Source organism: Caenispirillum bisanense (genome assembly GCF_900230255.1).
Taxonomy (GTDB): domain Bacteria; phylum Pseudomonadota; class Alphaproteobacteria; order Rhodospirillales; family Rhodospirillaceae; genus Caenispirillum; species Caenispirillum bisanense_A.
This window is the reverse complement of sequence record NZ_OCNJ01000005.1, coordinates 1-14,960: the sequence shown is the minus strand read 5'-3', so window position 1 is coordinate 14,960 and position 14,960 is coordinate 1. Positions and strand designations below refer to the sequence as shown.

Here is a 14,960-nt window from a genome sequence, read left to right as displayed (position 1 = left end):
TCACGAAGGGGACTCCATCGGTGACTACAGTCTGCGCCGTGCCGAGGACGCCGGCCGAACGCGGCTCGTCCACCGGCTCGGAATTTGAGCCTCACTCGCTCGACTGACCAATTGGAGGTCCCAGTGCTCAAGAAGACCATCGTTCTGGCCGCTCTGGCCACCGTCGCCGCCGCCGGTGCCGCCGAGGCCCGCGACCAGATCCGCTTCGTCGGCTCGTCCACGGTCTATCCGTTCACCACCACGGTCGCCGAGAACTTCGGCAAGACCACGGGCAACAAGACCCCGATCGTCGAGTCCACCGGCACGGGCGGCGGCATGAAGCTGTTCTGCGCCGGCGTCGGCACCGAGCACCCGGACTTCACCAACGCCTCGCGCCGCATGAAGGCCTCGGAGCTCGAGACCTGCCAGAAGAACGGCGTGCAGGACGTGACCGAGATCAAGGTCGGCTACGACGGCATCGTGGTGGCCAACGACAAGGCCGCGCCGGAGATGGCCATCTCCCGCAAGCAGCTGTACCTCGCCCTGGCCAAGCAGGTTCCGGTCGACGGCAAGATCGTCGCCAACCCCTACGCCAGCTGGAACGAGATCGACGCCTCGCTGCCGAACGAGAAGATCGAAGTCCTCGGCCCGCCGCCGACCTCCGGCACCCGCGACGCCTTCGTCGAGCTGGTGATGGAAGTGGGCTGCGAGGCGGCCCTGAAGGAGCAGAAGGTCGAACTCGGCAAGGACGAGATGAAGGCCGTCTGCCAGCAGGTGCGTGAAGACGGCGCCTACGTCGAAGCCGGCGAGAACGACAACCTGATCGTTCAGAAGCTGCAGGCCAACCCGAACGCCTTCGGCATCTTCGGCTACTCGTTCCTCGACCAGAACTCCGGCGCCCTGAAGGGTGCGAAGGTCGACGGCGAAGTCCCGACCTACGAAGCCATCGCTTCGGGCGCCTACCCGGTGTCGCGTTCGCTGTACGTCTACGCCAAGAACGCCCACGTCGGCACCATCCCCGGCATGAAGGAATTCATCGCCGAGTACACCAGCCCGCGCGCCTGGAGCGCCGACGGCTACCTCGCCGACAAGGGCCTGATCGCCATGCCGGACGCCGAGCGCGAGAAGGTGGCCCAGGCTGCCAACAGCCTGCAGCCGATCACCATGGAACAGCTGAAGGCTTCCCACTAAGGGCCTTCCGTCGCTCCGACGGCACGAAGAGTGGCCGGCCGCACGGCCGGCCACTCGTTCGTATGCGGGGCGGCATCCGACAGTTCGGACTCGACAAGCCTTTCATTGATCCATACTCGTCGCGCAGCCGCATTTCAGGCTTCCCCCAATTCCTTCCAGCCGGTGTAGCGAGAGCCCATGCAAGCGTTCACCCTCATCCTCGTCCTGGCGGTGCTGACGGTCGTCGGTTTCCGCATGGGACGCGGTCGTGCCGTCGCCGTGGTCGGCGGCGAGACGCGCAAGCTCCACTCCCTGCCCAGCTATCACGGCATGTACGTCGCCCTGTGGTGCGCCGTCCCGTCGTTCGTGCTGTTCGGGCTGTGGATGCTGTTCGAATCCTCCATCGCGACGCAGCTGACGCTCGCCAACCTGCCGCCCCAGGCGCTGCAGGGGCCGGACGGCCAGCCGCTGTCGGAGGCGCGCATCGGGCTTCTGCTCAACGACATCCGCAACACCGCCACCGGCAACATCGCCGGCAGCTCCGACGCCATCGTCCAGCAGGCGGCGCAGTACTACAACGGCATCCGCGCCACCGGCGACTGGCTGCTGACGGCGGCCGCCCTGTCGCTCGCGGTGCTGGGCGCCGGCTTCGGCTGGAAGCGCGTGTCGGCCGACCTGCGTGCCCGCAACGACGTCGAGATGGCCGTGAAGATCTTCATGATCGTCTGCTCGACCATCGCCGTCTTCACCACCATCGGCATCATCCTGTCGCTGCTGTTCGAGAGCCTGCGGTTCTTCTCGCGCGTCTCGCCGGTGGAGTTCCTGTTCGGCACCCACTGGAGCCCGCAGATCTCCATCCGCGCCGACCAGGTCGGATCGTCGGGCGGTTTCGGCGCCATCCCGCTGTTCGCCGGCACGATGCTGATCTCGTTCATCGCCATGATGGTGGCGGTGCCGATCGGCCTGCTGTCGGCCATCTACATGGCCGAGTACGCGCCCCGCAAGGTGCGCAGCGTGGTCAAGCCGCTGCTGGAGATCCTGGCCGGCATCCCGACGGTGGTCTACGGCTTCTTCGCCGCCCTGACGGTGGCCCCCTTCTTCCGCGACTCGGGGCAGCTGTTCGGCCTGTCCATCAGCTCGGAAAGCGCCATCGCCGCCGGCATCGTCATGGGCATCATGATCATCCCCTTCGTCAGCTCGCTGTCGGACGACGTGATCACCGCCGTGCCGAATGCGATGCGCGAAGGCTCCTACGGCCTCGGCGCGACGAAGAGCGAGACCATCAAGCGGGTGATCCTGCCGGCGGCGCTGCCGGGCGTGGTGGGCGGCATCCTGCTCGCCGTATCGCGCGCCATCGGCGAGACCATGATCGTGGTGATGGCCGCCGGCCTCGCCGCCAACCTGACCGCCAACCCCTTCGAAGCGGTGACCACGGTGACCGTGCAGATCGTCACCCTGCTGGTCGGCGACCAGGAATTCGACAGCCCGAAGACGCTGGCGGCCTTCGCCCTCGGCCTCGTTCTCTTCGTGGTGACGCTGGTGCTCAACGTCATCGCCCTTCACGTGGTGCGCAAGTACCGCGAGCAGTACGAGTAGGGAGGCCGGACCATGGCACCGAACACTCCGAACGCCTATGATCCCGCCGCCGCCGTGGCTGCCGAGGGACGCACCGTGAACCGAAACATCGCAGAAATCGTCAACTCCGGGCTCGCCGCCCGCTACCGGGCCGAGCGCCGCTTCAAGGTCTATGGCGTCGTCGCCATCGGCGTGGCGCTGGCCATGCTCGCGACCCTGTTCGTGACCATCTTCGCCCAGGGCTGGACCGCCTTCACCACCACGGTGATCGAGCTGCCGGTGACCGTCGAGCGCGAAATGGTCGCCAACGCCCAGGGCGAGGTGACCACCGACAGCCTGGCCTACGCCAACTTCGCCGTGCCCATGCGCAAGGCGCTGGAGGCCCAGTTCCCCGACGTGACGGGCCGGTCGGACAAGCGCGACCTCTATGCCATCCTGTCCGACGGCGCCACCTACCGCCTGCAGAACATGATCCGCGAGAACCCCGAGCTGGTGGGCCGCGAGATCCTTCTGGAAGCGCCCGTCGCCGCCGACTTCGACCTGCTCGCCAAGGGCCAGGTGGACACCTCGGTGCCGGAGACGGAACGTCGCCTCAACGACAATCAGGTGGCGTGGTTCCAGACGCTGCAGGAGCGGGATCTGGTCGACAGCCAGTTCAACACCATCCTGTTCACCAACGGCGACTCGCGCCAGCCGGAACTGGCCGGCATCTGGGGTGCGGTGGTCGGCAGCTTCTACACGCTGCTGGTGACGCTCGCCCTGTCGTTCCCCATCGGCGTCGCGGCGGCGGTGTACCTGGAAGAGTTCGCGCCGAAGAACAAGTGGACCGACCTGATCGAGGTGAACATCAACAACCTCGCCGCGGTGCCGTCCATCGTGTTCGGTCTGCTCGGCCTCGCGGTGTTCCTGCAGGTCTTCGGGCTGCCGCGCTCGGCACCGCTGGTCGGCGGTCTGGTGCTGACGCTGATGACCCTGCCGACCATCATCATCGCCAGCCGCGCCGCGCTCAAGTCGGTGCCGCCGTCGATCCGCGAAGCGGCGCTCGGCGTCGGCGCCTCCAAGCTGCAGATGATCACCCACCACGTCCTGCCGCTGGCCATGCCCGGCATGCTGACCGGCACCATCATCGGCATGGCCCAGGCGCTGGGTGAGACGGCGCCGCTGCTGATGATCGGCATGGTCGCCTTCGTGGTCGACATCCCCGGCGGCCCCATGGACCCGGCGACCGTTCTGCCGGTGCAGATCTTCCTGTGGGCCGACAGCCCCGAGCGCGCCTTCGTGGCCCGCACCTCGGCGGCCATCATGGTTCTCCTCGCCTTCCTGGTGGTGATGAACGCGCTCGCCGTCATTCTTCGCAAGAAGTTCGAACGTCGCTGGTAGGACCCGACATGAACAGCCAAGCCACCGCCGCCCAGGTTCAGACCGAAGCCCCCGCCCCCCAGGGCACCGCCGGCACGCCGCTGGTCGGCCCGGGCGAGCAGGCCAAGGTCTCCGCGCGCAATGCCAACGTCTATTACGGCGACAAGCACGCCATCAAGGACGTGGGCCTGGACATCAAGCAGAACGAGGTGACCGCCTTCATCGGTCCCTCGGGCTGCGGCAAGTCGACGTTCCTGCGCTGCCTGAACCGCATGAACGACACCATCGACATCGCCCGCGTCACCGGCCTCATCACCCTCGACGGCGAGGACATCTACGCCAAGCGCGTCGACCCGGTGCAGCTGCGCGCCCGCGTCGGCATGGTGTTCCAGAAGCCGAACCCCTTCCCGAAGTCCATCTTCGAGAACATCGCCTACGGCCCGCGCATCCACGGCATCGCCCGCCACAAGGACGAGCTGGAAGAGATCGTCATGACGAGCCTCGAGCGCGCCGGCCTGCTGGGCGAGGTGAAGGATCGCCTCGACCAGCCCGGCACCGGCCTGTCCGGCGGCCAGCAGCAGCGCCTGTGCATCGCGCGCGCCATCGCGGTTCACCCCGAGGTGATCCTCATGGACGAGCCGTGCTCGGCGCTCGATCCCATCGCCACGGCGAAGATCGAGGAACTGATCGACGAGCTGCGGCAGAACTACACCATCGTCATCGTCACCCACTCCATGCAGCAGGCGGCCCGCGTGTCGCAGCGCACGGCCTTCTTCCACCTGGGCAATCTGGTGGAGTGCGGCGATACCGAGCAGATCTTCACCAACCCGCAGCACCGCCTGACGCAGGGCTACATCACCGGCCGCTTCGGCTGAGGCGGCGGTCCGTCCCCCATCCCGCGGCGTTCGCGGGCGAGGCAGGAGAAGCACCGTGGAACAGCGTTCGTCGGACCACACGGTCAGCGCCTTCGGCGAGGAGCTGCGCGACCTCGGCGACATGATCGTGCGCATGGGCGGCCTGGCGGAGGCGCAACTCGCGTCCTCCCTGCAGGCCCTGTCGCGGCGCGACAGCGACCTCGCCGCCAAGGTGGTGACGGCCGACGCCAAGGTCGATGAAATGGAGCGGGAGGTGGACGCCTGCGTCGTGCGCCTCATCGCGCTCCGCCAGCCGGTCGCCGACGACCTGCGCAACGCCGTCGGCGCCCTGAAGATCGCCGCCGACATCGAGCGCATCGGCGACTACGCCGCCAACGTCGCCAAGCGGGTGCTGGTGCTCAACCAGCTGCCGCTGGTGCGGCCGGTGGCGGGCGTGCCCAGCATGGGCCGCATCGTGCAGGAACTCATCAACGACGTGCTCGACGCCTATGTCGAGCGCGACGTGCGCAAGGCCATCGACGTCTGGCAGCGCGACGAGGAAGTGGACGAGCTGCACACCAGCCTGTTCCGCGAACTGGTCACCGACATGATGGAAGACCCGCGCAACATCACCGCCTGCACGCACCTCATGTTCATCGCCAAGAACATCGAGCGCATCGGCGACCACGCCACCAACATCGCGGAAACCATCCACTTCCTGGTGCAGGGCACGCCCCTGCGCGGCCAGCGCCCCAAGGGCGCCGACCAGGACTACAGCCTGCCGCCCGGGGGCACCGACGCCCCCGCGCCGGCCAAGGACGCGACGGAGTAGAGCGACAGATGAAGCCCCTTGTCATGATCGTCGAGGACGAAATCGCCCTCGTCACCATGCTCCGCTACAACCTCGAGAAGGAAGGCTATCGCGTCGTCGAGGCCACCGACGGCGAGGAAGCGTTGACGGTCGCCGCCGAGAACACGCCGAACCTCATCCTGCTCGACTGGATGCTGCCGATGATGTCGGGCATCGAGGTCTGCCGCCAGCTGCGCCGCAAGCCGGCCACAAAGGACGTGCCCATCATCATGGTCACCGCCCGCGGCGAGGAGACCGACAAGGTGCGCGGTCTGAACACCGGCGCCGACGACTACATCACCAAGCCCTTCTCCATGCCCGAGCTGATGGCCCGCATCGGCGCCCTGCTGCGCCGCTCGCAGCCGGTGGCACAGAGCAAGGGCGTGCTGACCTACGAAGACATCTCCATGGACCTGTCGGCCCACCGCGTCACCCGCGCCGGCCGCTACGTCCACCTGGGCCCGACCGAGTTCCGCCTGCTGCAGTTCCTCATGGAGCATCCGGGCTGCGTGTTCTCGCGCGAGGAACTGCTGAACGCCGTGTGGGGGCCGGACATCTACGTCGAGCCGCGCACGGTCGACGTCCACATCCGCCGCCTGCGCAAGGCGCTGAACGGCGAGACGGAACAGGACGTCATCCGCACCGTCCGCGCCGCCGGTTACGCGCTCGACGCCAACGCCGTGGTGGTCTGACACCGGGAGAGTAAGGCGCGGCGGCGGGTTTCGCCGCCGCGTCGCGGCTATTCCGGCAGCCAGTCGCAATCGAGCAGGCGGTCGACCGGCAACGCCATGACCGCTGGGAAGGTCTCCGGCGGCAGGCCCGTCTCGTCGGCCGCGTCCTCGCGCGCATCGGCGTACCACTCGGGCAGACCGGCCTCGAAGGCACCGCGCAGCGACGGGCTGTCGTCGAGCAGCCGGCCGATCTGGCGCCGGCTTTCCCGGATGGTCACGCGCCAGCTTGGGCTGCGGCGATCCGGCTGGTGGGCCCACTTCAGCAGGTGCATGAGCAGGGTGGCGGCGTGGCCCGCCATCGCCCGGCGTTCTGCCCGACCCATGCCGGCCACTTCCTCCGCCAGATACTCGACGTCGAGGCTCGTGTTGACGCCGCGCATGTCGCGCAACAGCGCCGCCTGGTCCTGGGTCCAGGCGTAGAAGTCGGCGTCATAAAAGCGTTTCGCCGTCGCCATGGTGCGACCTCCGGCAGCCCTGCATGGGCCAAAGACAAGGGCTGCCCGAGGCGGCCGGAAGTCCCTTCTCAGCCCGTCGCCTTGGCCAGGTAGGCGTCGATCACCCGCACCAGGGCTTCCTGGTGGTCGGTGAAGGCGTGGTTGGCGCCGTCGATGGCGTGGTAGTCGATGGTGATGTTCTTCTGCTGCTGCAGCTTGCCGGCCAGCTTGGCGGCGGCGGCTTCCGGCACCCGTTCGTCCTTCGATCCGTGGACGATGAGGCCCGACGACGGGCAGGGGGCGAGGAAGGTGAAGTCGTACTGGTTGGCCGGCGCGGCCACCGAGACGAACCCCTCGATCTCCGGCCGGCGCATCAGCAGCTGCATGCCGATCCAGGCGCCGAATCCGAAGCCGGCCACCCAGCAGGCGCCGGCGTTGTGGTTGATCTGCTGCATCCAGTCCAGCGCCGAGGCGGCGTCGGACAGTTCCCCCTGGCCGGCGTCGTAGACGCCCTGCGACCGGCCGACTCCGCGGAAGTTGAAGCGCAGCACCGAGAATCCGCGACGCGCGAAGGTGTGGTAGGTGTTGTAGACCACCCGGTTGTTCATGCTGCCGCCGTGCTGCGGGTCCGGGTGGAGCACCAGGGCGATGGGGGCGTTGGGCCGTTTGGAGTGGTGGTAACGGCCTTCCAGGCGGCCTTCCGGCCCGTTGAAGATCACTTCAGGCATGGGTACGGTGAGCCCTGGCTTCTGGCGCGGCGGAAGGGATCGCAACAGGACGCGCGGAGGGGACGAAAGGCCGGCCGCCGCATGCTGCGCCGGCCGGCCCGGAAACGGGCGCCGACGGCCCCGGGCAAACTTGACCGGCTTGGTCGGGGATCATATATTCAACTCCACAGGGGCCATGGCCTCTGTTATCTACTGTTGCGCGGCGGGAAGCAGGGGTGCGACCCGACCGTGTAAAACGGGGCGCATATTAGCATACTCACAGCGGCAATTTTCAACAGATTTCGAAGATGTTCGCACGACTCAAGGAAGACATGGACGCCATCCTGGCACGCGATCCGGCCGCCCGTTCACGGCTGGAGGTCTTCCTGTGTTATCCGGGCTTCCATGCCATCGCGACTCATCGCGCCACGCACTGGCTGTGGGGCAAGGGCTTTCGCCTGACGGCACGGTTCCTGTCGCATGTCGCGAAGATCTTCACCGGCGTCGAGATCCATCCCGGCGCCAAGATCGGCCGCCGCGTCTTCATCGACCACGCCACCGGAGTCGTCATCGGCGAGACGGCGGAAGTGGGCGACGACGTCACCCTGTACCAGGGCGTGACCCTGGGCGGCACCTCGCTGCACAAGGGCAAGCGCCACCCGACGCTGGGCGCCGGCGTCATCGTCGGCTCGGGCGCCCAGATCCTCGGTCCCCACACGGTGGGGGAGGGGGCGCGCGTCGGTGCCAATGCCGTGGTGCTGGACGAGGTTCCGCCGGGCGTCACCGTGGTCGGCATCCCGGCCCGCATGGTGATGCGCAAGCCCAAGGGCATCGAAGAGGATTTCTGCGCCTACGGCCTGCCGACCGAGCATCTCCCCGACCCCGTCGTGCGCACGATGGATGGGCTGCGCGCCCAGATCAGTGCGCTGATGGACCGGGTGGAGACGCTGGAGCGCGAGCGGGCCGGCGGCGCCCCGGCCACCGGAGCCGTCGCCGCGGCCGGGCGCATTCCGAGACTTCCGCAGGTGGTCGCCGACAACAGCGACTCGGACAAGACAGCCGCGGAGGAGTCGTCCGTCTCCGGCAGCGATGCCGCCTCCCCCTCCGGAGCACGAGACGAGGAAGACCGCCGCGCCGCCTCCGGCGGGGGGCAGGCGTGATGAGGGCGCAGACGGGAACGGTTCGTGTCGCTGCCGCGGCGCGGGCCCAGAGGGAGTACGGACCGTGAGACTGAGTACGAAGGGCCGCTACGCGGTGATGGCGATGGGGGATCTTGCCTCGCATTCCCAGGGCAAGCCGGTGGCTCTGGCCGATATCGCCGAACGTCAGGAAATCAGCCTCTCCTACCTGGAGCAGCTGTTCGGCAAGCTCCGCAAGGGCGGCCTGGTGCGCAGCGTGCGCGGCCCCGGCGGCGGCTACCTGCTGTCGCGCGCGGCGGCGGAGATGCGCATCTCCGACATCATCCTGGCGGTCGACGAGCCGATCCAGACGACGCGCTGCACGCCGGGCACTCCGGCGGGCTGCCACAACAACAAGGGCCGCTGCCTGACGCACGACCTGTGGGAAGAACTGGGCAACCAGATCTACCTGTACCTCTCCAGCGTGACGCTGGAGCAGGTGGTCCAGCGCAAGGTGCTCGGCACCAGCGGCCTGTTCGGCGATCCGGCCATCAGCGCCGCCGCTCAGTAAGGCCCGCGTCCGCGAAAGGCCGCCGCGTGGCCGTGGTGGGAGATGCCCCCGCCCCGGCTCGCCGGCGGTCTTTTCATGTGCGAACCAGATGATCCATCCATGACCCGGCCGGTGCACTACCTCGACCACAACGCCACCGCCCCCATCCGCCCCGAGGCGGCGGAGGCGGTGATGCAGGCCCTGCGCGACGGCGGCAATCCGTCGTCGGTGCACGCGCTCGGCCGGCGCGCCCGCATGGTGGTGGAAGACGCCCGCGAGGCGGTGGCGGCGCTGGTCAACGCGCGGCCCGAGCAGGTGATCTTCACCTCCGGCGGCACCGAGGCCGACGCGCTCGCCCTGCGCGGCTGCGGCCGGCCACGCGCCGTGGCGTCGGCGGTGGAGCATTCGGCGGTCCTGCGCGGCCACCCCGACGTCGCCGTCTGCCCGGTGACGCCCGACGGCGTGCTCGACCTGGCGGCGCTGGAGACCCTGCTGGCGGAGGCCCAGGCCGACGGGCAGGTGGTGGTCTCCGTCATGCTCGCCAACAACGAGACGGGTGTGGTGCAGCCGGTGAAGGAAGCGGCCCGCCTCGCCCATGCCCACGGCGCCCTGGTGCATTGCGACGCCGTGCAGGGGCCGGGGCGGATCTTCACCGACGTCCACGCCCTGCGCGTCGACCTGCTCAGCCTGTCGGCCCACAAGATCGGCGGCCCGCCCGGCGTCGGCGCCCTGGTGGCGACCGATCCCGTCGCCGTGCAGCCGCTGTTCGCCGGCGGGCAGGAGCGCGGCAAGCGCGCCGGGACGGAGAACGTGCCCGGCCTCGCCGGCTTCGCCGCCGCCGCCCGTGTCGTGGCCGCCGGCTGGCGGGAGGAAGCGGCGCGCCTCGCCACCCTGCGCGACCGGCTGGAGGCGGGCATCCGCGCCCGTCAGCCGGCGGCGGTGATCTGGGGCGCCGGCGCGGCCCGCCTGCCCAACACCACCTGCGTCGGCCTGCCGGGCGTCACTGCCCAGACCCAGCTCATGGCGCTCGACCTCGCCGGCGTGGCGGTCAGCGCCGGCGCGGCCTGTTCCTCCGGCAAGGTGGGGCCGAGCCACGTGCTGCTCGCCATGGGCGCCGGCGAGGCGCAGGCCCGCGAGGCGATCCGCGTCAGCCTGGGGTGGACCACCACCGAGGGAGACGTCGACGCCTTCCTCGCCGCCTGGGCGCCGCTGGCGGCGCGGGCGGCGGCGTGATCCATCCTGCCCCCTTGCCGAGAGGCGGCGGGAACGCTATGCAGTCACCCCGAAAGCGTTGAACCCCCAACACGAGCGGTTACAAAGGGAGCGGCGAATGCCCAAGATCACCTTCATCGACAAGGACGGCGAGGCCCAGACCTACGACGCCCCGGAAGGGCTGTCGGTGCTGGAAGTGGCGCACCGTCACAGCATCGATCTCGAGGGTGCCTGCGAAGGGTCGCTCGCCTGCTCCACCTGCCATGTGGTGGTGGACCCCGACTGGTACGAGAAGCTGCCCGAGGCGTCCGAGGACGAGGAAGACATGCTCGACCTCGCCTTCGGCCTGACCAAGACCTCGCGCCTCGGCTGCCAGATCATCATGACCGACGACCTCGACGGTCTGGTCGTGCGCCTGCCCTCGGGCACGCGCAACGTGATGAGCGACTGAGGACGCGCCTGCCGAAGGGCGCTGCGGCGCCCTTCCCATTTCCCGCCGCGGACCCTATGTGACGCGCCATGACGACCGCCGTTCTGCCCGACGCGCCCGACGTGGCCGCCCTCGATCTCGACATCGCCCCCTCGCGCCCGCCGGCGGAGACGCGGGTGGTGGTCGCCATGTCCGGCGGGGTCGACAGTTCGGTCACGGCCGCCCTGCTGGCCGAGCGCGGCTACGACGTGGTCGGCATCACCATGCAGCTCTACGACCACGGCGCCGCCATCGCGCGCGCCAACGCCTGCTGCGCCGGCAAGGACATCCACGACGCCCGTCGCGTCGCCGCCGCCATCGGCATCCCGCACTACGTGGTGGACTACGAGGGCACCTTCCTCGGCGACGTCATGGAGAAGTTCGCCGACAGCTACGTGTCGGGCGAGACGCCGGTGCCCTGCGTGCTGTGCAACCAGACCGTCAAGTTCCGCGACCTGCTGACGGCCGCCCGCGACCTGGGTGCCGTCGCCCTCGCCACCGGCCATTACGTGCGCCGCCAGCGCGGTGCCGACGGCCGCTCCGAACTGTGGCGCGGCGCCGATCCCGCCAAGGACCAGAGCTACTTCCTGTTCGCCACCACCCGCGAACAGCTGGACTTCGTGCGCTTCCCCCTCGGCGGCCTGAGCAAGGACCAGACGCGCGCGCTCGCCCACCGCTATGCCCTGCCGACCGCCGACAAGGCGGAAAGCCAGGACATCTGCTTCGTGCCCGACGGCGACTACGCCCGCGTGGTGGAAAAGCTGCGCCCCGGCGCCACCCGTCCCGGCGACATCGTGCATGTGGACGGTACGGTGCTCGGCCGGCACGAGGGCATCATCCACTACACCGTCGGCCAGCGCCGCGGCCTCGACATCGGCGGCACGGCGGACCGGCTCTACGTGGTGCGGGTGGAGGCGACCACCAACCGCGTCATCGTCGGCCCGCGCGAGGCGCTCGGCCGCGAGTCCTTCCGCATCCGCGACCTCAACTGGATCGGCGAGGGCACGGCGCCGGACGCCGCGGGCGTGCGGTGCGTGGTGAAGATCCGCAACAGCTTCCGCCCCGCCGCCGCCACCGTGCTGTCGGCGGGCGAGGGCGCGGCGGAGGTGCGGCTGGACGAGCCGGTGCACGGCGTGGCGCCGGGGCAGGCCTGCGTGCTCTATGACGGCGACCGCGTGCTGGGCGGCGGCTGGATCGTCCGCGACCGCACCGCCTGAGCGAACTTTTTGTCGCTTCCTCCCCCAAACGGAGGGTGTGATGGCGGTCACTTGTTTCTATCCTGACCGAGTGATGCCTGAAGACTGCGGCGGCTGTCACCCGACCCCCGAGAGCTGCTGCGATTATCCCCGAGTAGTGCGGGCATTGCAGGGCGCTTCCCCGGTGGAAGCGCCCTCTTTTTCGCCGCTCACCCGGTGGAGCCGGGGCCGTGACGACGGCTGCGCGTCACCGGGTCCTGCAACACCAGGCGGACCAGTTCGGCCTGCCGGTTGACGCCGGTCTTGCCGAACAACTGCTTCAGGTGGTGGCGCACCGTGGAGACGGCGACGCCGGAGCGGCTCGCCACCTCCTGCACCGAAGCGCCGATCGCCAGTTCCGCCAGCACGCGGCCCTCCGCCTGGGTCAGGCCGAACAGCTCCGCCAGCCGCTCTGGCGACGGTCGACCGGTCGCCGCGGGGTCGTGTACGAAGACGGCGACCGCCGGCGCGGCGATGCCGAGCCAGCCGCGTCCGCTGCCCGTGGGGGCGACGAGAACGTGCAGCCGCTCCTCCTCCGGGCCGCAGGGCACCGCCAGAACACCGCCGGCCCCGCCGCTGCCCACGGCCAGGGCGGAGGCGATGCGGCGGCGCAGCGGCTCCCTGGCCGCCGCCGCCGCCGCCTGCAGGTGCTGGCGGCCGTCGATGTCGAGGCCGCGGCGGGCTTCGACGAGCCGCCGCGCGCGATCGTTGAGGGCGACGACCCGGCCGCCGCCGTCGAGCAGGAGGACGGCCGTCGCGATGCGCTCGAGCATGGCGTCGGCGCTGCTGCGGGCGGCCCAGGCGTCGGCCAACTGGCGCCGCACCTGGGCGGCACGGCGCAGGTGCGGCTGCAGGGTACGCAACAGCGCGAAATGGGAGTCGGTCGGCGGGTTGTCCGGCGCCAGCAGGATGCTCAGCAGCATCACCCGGCCGGGCTCGCGGAACAGGTCGGCGCCGATGGCGTAGCGCAGCCCCTGCGGTTTCAGCCAGTCCGTGTAATATTCGCTGGCCAGCAGGATGTGCGGGTCCAGCAGCGCATCCCCGTCGAGCGGCTGGTCGCCCGGATGCTCGGGGATCAGCGGCAGCCAGGGATTGACCCGGAAGAAGTGGGAAGAATAGCTCTCCACCGCCGCCGGCGGCAAACTGGGCGCGACGAACACATCGACGCTGCCGACGCGGGTGTCTTCCAGAGTAAGTGTGACGAGACCACCCGTGGCGTGCTCGATCATCGCCATGGCGTCCTGCCAGGCGTCTGCCTGTTCCTGCACCGCCCCATCATAGATCTTGTCTATGATGACATGAACCGTCTCCCCAGACGTCATGCCTTTCCCCCTGCACCCCGGAATATTGGCGAAGTCTTGGCTTCGCCTTCCCACCCTTTCAATGTGGGGGAACACGCACCAGAGGTAAACACCTTCCTCCCGGATTTTCGGGATAATGGGGCCGCGGAAACCGGGGCGGGGCCTGCCGACGGTCAGGGGGCGGTGGTTTCGCGGGTGCCCGCCGTCTCGTCCCGCAGCCATGGCGGCACGGCGTCGGAGTCCGCGGCGCCGAGGAAGGTGGTGCCGATGTCCACCGTGCTCTCGCGCCCGACGGCATGGGCGTGGGCATCCAGCCAGCCGCGCGCCTTCTCGCGCCCCAGGTCGCGCAGCCAGCACAGGAAGTCCCACTCGGCGTTGAGCTTGCTGGAGGCCGACAGGGCGTCCATCTCCGGCTCGCCGCTGATGCGGTGGACGAGCATGCGCTTGTAATCCTGCGGGTCCAGCTTGCCCTGGTCGAGCAGCCGGCCGACGAAGGCGATGGCGCGCATCTCGCGGTAGAGGCTGGCGTTGAAGGTGATCTCGTTCATGCGGTTGATGATCTCGCGCGCCGTGCGGGGCACCGCCTGGCGGCGCAGCGGGTTGATCTGCACCAGGATGATGTCGCGGCTGCCGCCGCGGTAGATGAACGGCCACAGCGCCGGATTGCCCATGTAGCCGCCGTCCCAATAGGCCTCGCCGTCGATCTCCACGGCCTGGTAGAGGTGCGGCAGGCAGGCCGAGGCCAGGACGTGGTCGGTCGTCAGTTCGTCGTGACGGAAGACGCGCGGATGGCCGGTGGACACGTTGGTGGCGGTGACGAAGACCTGCACCCGGTCGCACCGCCGCACCCGCTCGAAATCGACGCAGGCGTCGACGATCTCGCGCAGCGGATTGTGGTTGGACGGGTTGAACTCGTACGGACTGTAGAGCCGCTGCATGAGGTCGGCCCAGATGAACCACGGGTTGCCGTCCAGGCTCCACGAGCCGGTCAGCCAGCCGAAGGGGCCGCGCTTGAAGGGCGTGAAGCGCGATGCCTCGGCGACCTTGCGCCAGAAGGTTTCGAGCCCCTCGCGCGCCGCCTTGTAGCGCGACAATTGGGATGGCCGGTGGGCGACAACTACGATGGCCGGTCGCCGTGATGGGATGATGATGGTGGCGCCGCGCAGCGGCGCCGGCAAGTCTAATTGTCGCCGGCCTCCGATGTAGTTGTCGCTGAGCGACAATTATCCACTTCGGTAGTTGTCGCGGAGGATGCGGCGTCCCGGCCGACTGCCGTCCGGCGCCGATAGCTCTCGACGTTCAGCTCGAAGATCGTGGCGTGGTGGACCAGCCTGTCGATGGCGGCGATGGTCATGGCCTTGTCGGGAAAGATACGGTCCCACTGGCCGAACGGCTGGTTGGCGGTGATCAAGAGCG

Annotated in this window: 16 protein-coding genes; 11 read left to right on the top strand and 5 right to left on the bottom strand. The window is 69.2% G+C overall.

Features of this window, described 5'->3' with window-relative positions:
• Nucleotides 1-123: 123 nt before the first annotated feature.
• From CRP50_RS11960 to phoB, 6 genes are all read left to right on the top strand, one after another.
• The gene (locus tag CRP50_RS11960; RefSeq protein WP_097279408.1) at nt 124-1,170 is read left to right on the top strand and encodes a PstS family phosphate ABC transporter substrate-binding protein; all 1,047 of its coding nucleotides are present in this window, start codon (nt 124-126) and stop codon (nt 1,168-1,170) included.
• 177 nt (nt 1,171-1,347) lie between these two features.
• The gene (pstC, locus tag CRP50_RS11955) at nt 1,348-2,745 is read left to right on the top strand and encodes a phosphate ABC transporter permease subunit PstC (RefSeq protein WP_097279407.1); all 1,398 of its coding nucleotides are present in this window, start codon (nt 1,348-1,350) and stop codon (nt 2,743-2,745) included.
• A gap of 12 nt (nt 2,746-2,757) precedes the next feature.
• Complete coding sequence (pstA, locus tag CRP50_RS11950) at nt 2,758-4,104, top strand: phosphate ABC transporter permease PstA (protein ID WP_097279406.1); 1,347 nt, start codon at nt 2,758-2,760, stop codon at nt 4,102-4,104.
• 8 nt (nt 4,105-4,112) lie between these two features.
• On the top strand, nt 4,113-4,958 hold the full coding sequence (gene pstB / locus CRP50_RS11945; protein WP_097279405.1) for a phosphate ABC transporter ATP-binding protein PstB: 846 nt from the start codon (nt 4,113-4,115) through the stop codon (nt 4,956-4,958).
• 55 nt (nt 4,959-5,013) lie between these two features.
• A complete protein-coding gene (gene phoU, locus CRP50_RS11940; protein WP_097279404.1) occupies nt 5,014-5,769 on the top strand; it encodes a phosphate signaling complex protein PhoU in 756 nt (251 codons plus the stop codon).
• A gap of 8 nt (nt 5,770-5,777) precedes the next feature.
• Complete coding sequence (phoB, locus tag CRP50_RS11935; protein ID WP_097279403.1) at nt 5,778-6,479, top strand: phosphate regulon transcriptional regulator PhoB; 702 nt, start codon at nt 5,778-5,780, stop codon at nt 6,477-6,479.
• A 47-nt stretch (nt 6,480-6,526) separates the two neighbouring features.
• Here phoB and CRP50_RS11930 read toward each other — a convergent pair whose 3' ends face one another.
• Nucleotides 6,527-6,973: a DUF29 domain-containing protein gene (locus tag CRP50_RS11930; RefSeq protein WP_097279402.1), complete on the bottom strand. Its 447-nt coding sequence runs from the start codon at nt 6,971-6,973 to the stop codon at nt 6,527-6,529.
• Between the two features lie 68 nt (nt 6,974-7,041).
• Nucleotides 7,042-7,680 carry an alpha/beta hydrolase gene (locus CRP50_RS11925; protein ID WP_097279401.1) on the bottom strand — a complete coding sequence of 213 codons (639 nt, stop codon included), beginning with the start codon at nt 7,678-7,680 and terminating at the stop codon, nt 7,042-7,044.
• 278 nt (nt 7,681-7,958) lie between these two features.
• Here CRP50_RS11925 and cysE point away from each other — a divergent pair, with 278 nt between their 5' ends.
• From cysE to mnmA, 5 genes are all read left to right on the top strand, one after another.
• On the top strand, nt 7,959-8,819 hold the full coding sequence (gene cysE / locus CRP50_RS11920) for a serine O-acetyltransferase (RefSeq protein WP_281257937.1): 861 nt from the start codon (nt 7,959-7,961) through the stop codon (nt 8,817-8,819).
• A gap of 64 nt (nt 8,820-8,883) precedes the next feature.
• Nucleotides 8,884-9,348 carry an Rrf2 family transcriptional regulator gene (locus CRP50_RS11915; RefSeq protein ID WP_097279399.1) on the top strand — a complete coding sequence of 155 codons (465 nt, stop codon included), beginning with the start codon at nt 8,884-8,886 and terminating at the stop codon, nt 9,346-9,348.
• Nucleotides 9,349-9,447: 99 nt separating this feature from the next.
• The gene (locus CRP50_RS11910; protein ID WP_097279398.1) at nt 9,448-10,560 is read left to right on the top strand and encodes a cysteine desulfurase family protein; all 1,113 of its coding nucleotides are present in this window, start codon (nt 9,448-9,450) and stop codon (nt 10,558-10,560) included.
• A gap of 97 nt (nt 10,561-10,657) precedes the next feature.
• Nucleotides 10,658-10,990 carry a ferredoxin family 2Fe-2S iron-sulfur cluster binding protein gene (locus tag CRP50_RS11905; protein ID WP_097279397.1) on the top strand — a complete coding sequence of 111 codons (333 nt, stop codon included), beginning with the start codon at nt 10,658-10,660 and terminating at the stop codon, nt 10,988-10,990.
• A 68-nt stretch (nt 10,991-11,058) separates the two neighbouring features.
• On the top strand, nt 11,059-12,225 hold the full coding sequence (mnmA, locus tag CRP50_RS11900; RefSeq protein WP_141415117.1) for a tRNA 2-thiouridine(34) synthase MnmA: 1,167 nt from the start codon (nt 11,059-11,061) through the stop codon (nt 12,223-12,225).
• A gap of 188 nt (nt 12,226-12,413) precedes the next feature.
• On the opposite strand, the gene CRP50_RS11895 is transcribed toward mnmA, so the two are convergent.
• The 3 genes from CRP50_RS11895 to CRP50_RS11885 all read right to left on the bottom strand — a co-directional run.
• Nucleotides 12,414-13,565 (bottom strand): helix-turn-helix transcriptional regulator, encoded by a 1,152-nt coding sequence (locus CRP50_RS11895; RefSeq protein WP_176525141.1) that lies wholly within the window; start codon nt 13,563-13,565, stop codon nt 12,414-12,416.
• A gap of 152 nt (nt 13,566-13,717) precedes the next feature.
• A complete protein-coding gene (locus CRP50_RS11890; RefSeq protein ID WP_176525140.1) occupies nt 13,718-14,722 on the bottom strand; it encodes a patatin-like phospholipase family protein in 1,005 nt (334 codons plus the stop codon).
• 2 nt (nt 14,723-14,724) lie between these two features.
• Nucleotides 14,725-14,960 (bottom strand): ATP-binding protein (locus CRP50_RS11885; protein WP_176525139.1); only part of this gene is annotated, 236 nt, incomplete at its 5' end.

Excerpts from the sequence above, each read along its gene's own strand:
- pstC (WP_097279407.1), top strand. The coding sequence starts at position 1,348 with ATGCAAGCGTTCACCCTCATCCTCGTCCTGGCGGTGCTGACGGTCGTC.
- pstA (WP_097279406.1), top strand. The coding sequence starts at position 2,758 with ATGGCACCGAACACTCCGAACGCCTATGATCCCGCCGCCGCCGTGGCT.
- pstB (WP_097279405.1), top strand. The coding sequence starts at position 4,113 with ATGAACAGCCAAGCCACCGCCGCCCAGGTTCAGACCGAAGCCCCCGCC.
- phoB (WP_097279403.1), top strand. The coding sequence starts at position 5,778 with ATGAAGCCCCTTGTCATGATCGTCGAGGACGAAATCGCCCTCGTCACC.
- CRP50_RS11930 (WP_097279402.1), bottom strand. The coding sequence starts at position 6,973 with ATGGCGACGGCGAAACGCTTTTATGACGCCGACTTCTACGCCTGGACC.
- CRP50_RS11925 (WP_097279401.1), bottom strand. The coding sequence starts at position 7,680 with ATGCCTGAAGTGATCTTCAACGGGCCGGAAGGCCGCCTGGAAGGCCGT.
- CRP50_RS11910 (WP_097279398.1), top strand. The coding sequence starts at position 9,448 with ATGACCCGGCCGGTGCACTACCTCGACCACAACGCCACCGCCCCCATC.
- CRP50_RS11905 (WP_097279397.1), top strand. The coding sequence starts at position 10,658 with ATGCCCAAGATCACCTTCATCGACAAGGACGGCGAGGCCCAGACCTAC.
- mnmA (WP_141415117.1), top strand. The coding sequence starts at position 11,059 with ATGACGACCGCCGTTCTGCCCGACGCGCCCGACGTGGCCGCCCTCGAT.
- CRP50_RS11895 (WP_176525141.1), bottom strand. The coding sequence starts at position 13,565 with ATGACGTCTGGGGAGACGGTTCATGTCATCATAGACAAGATCTATGAT.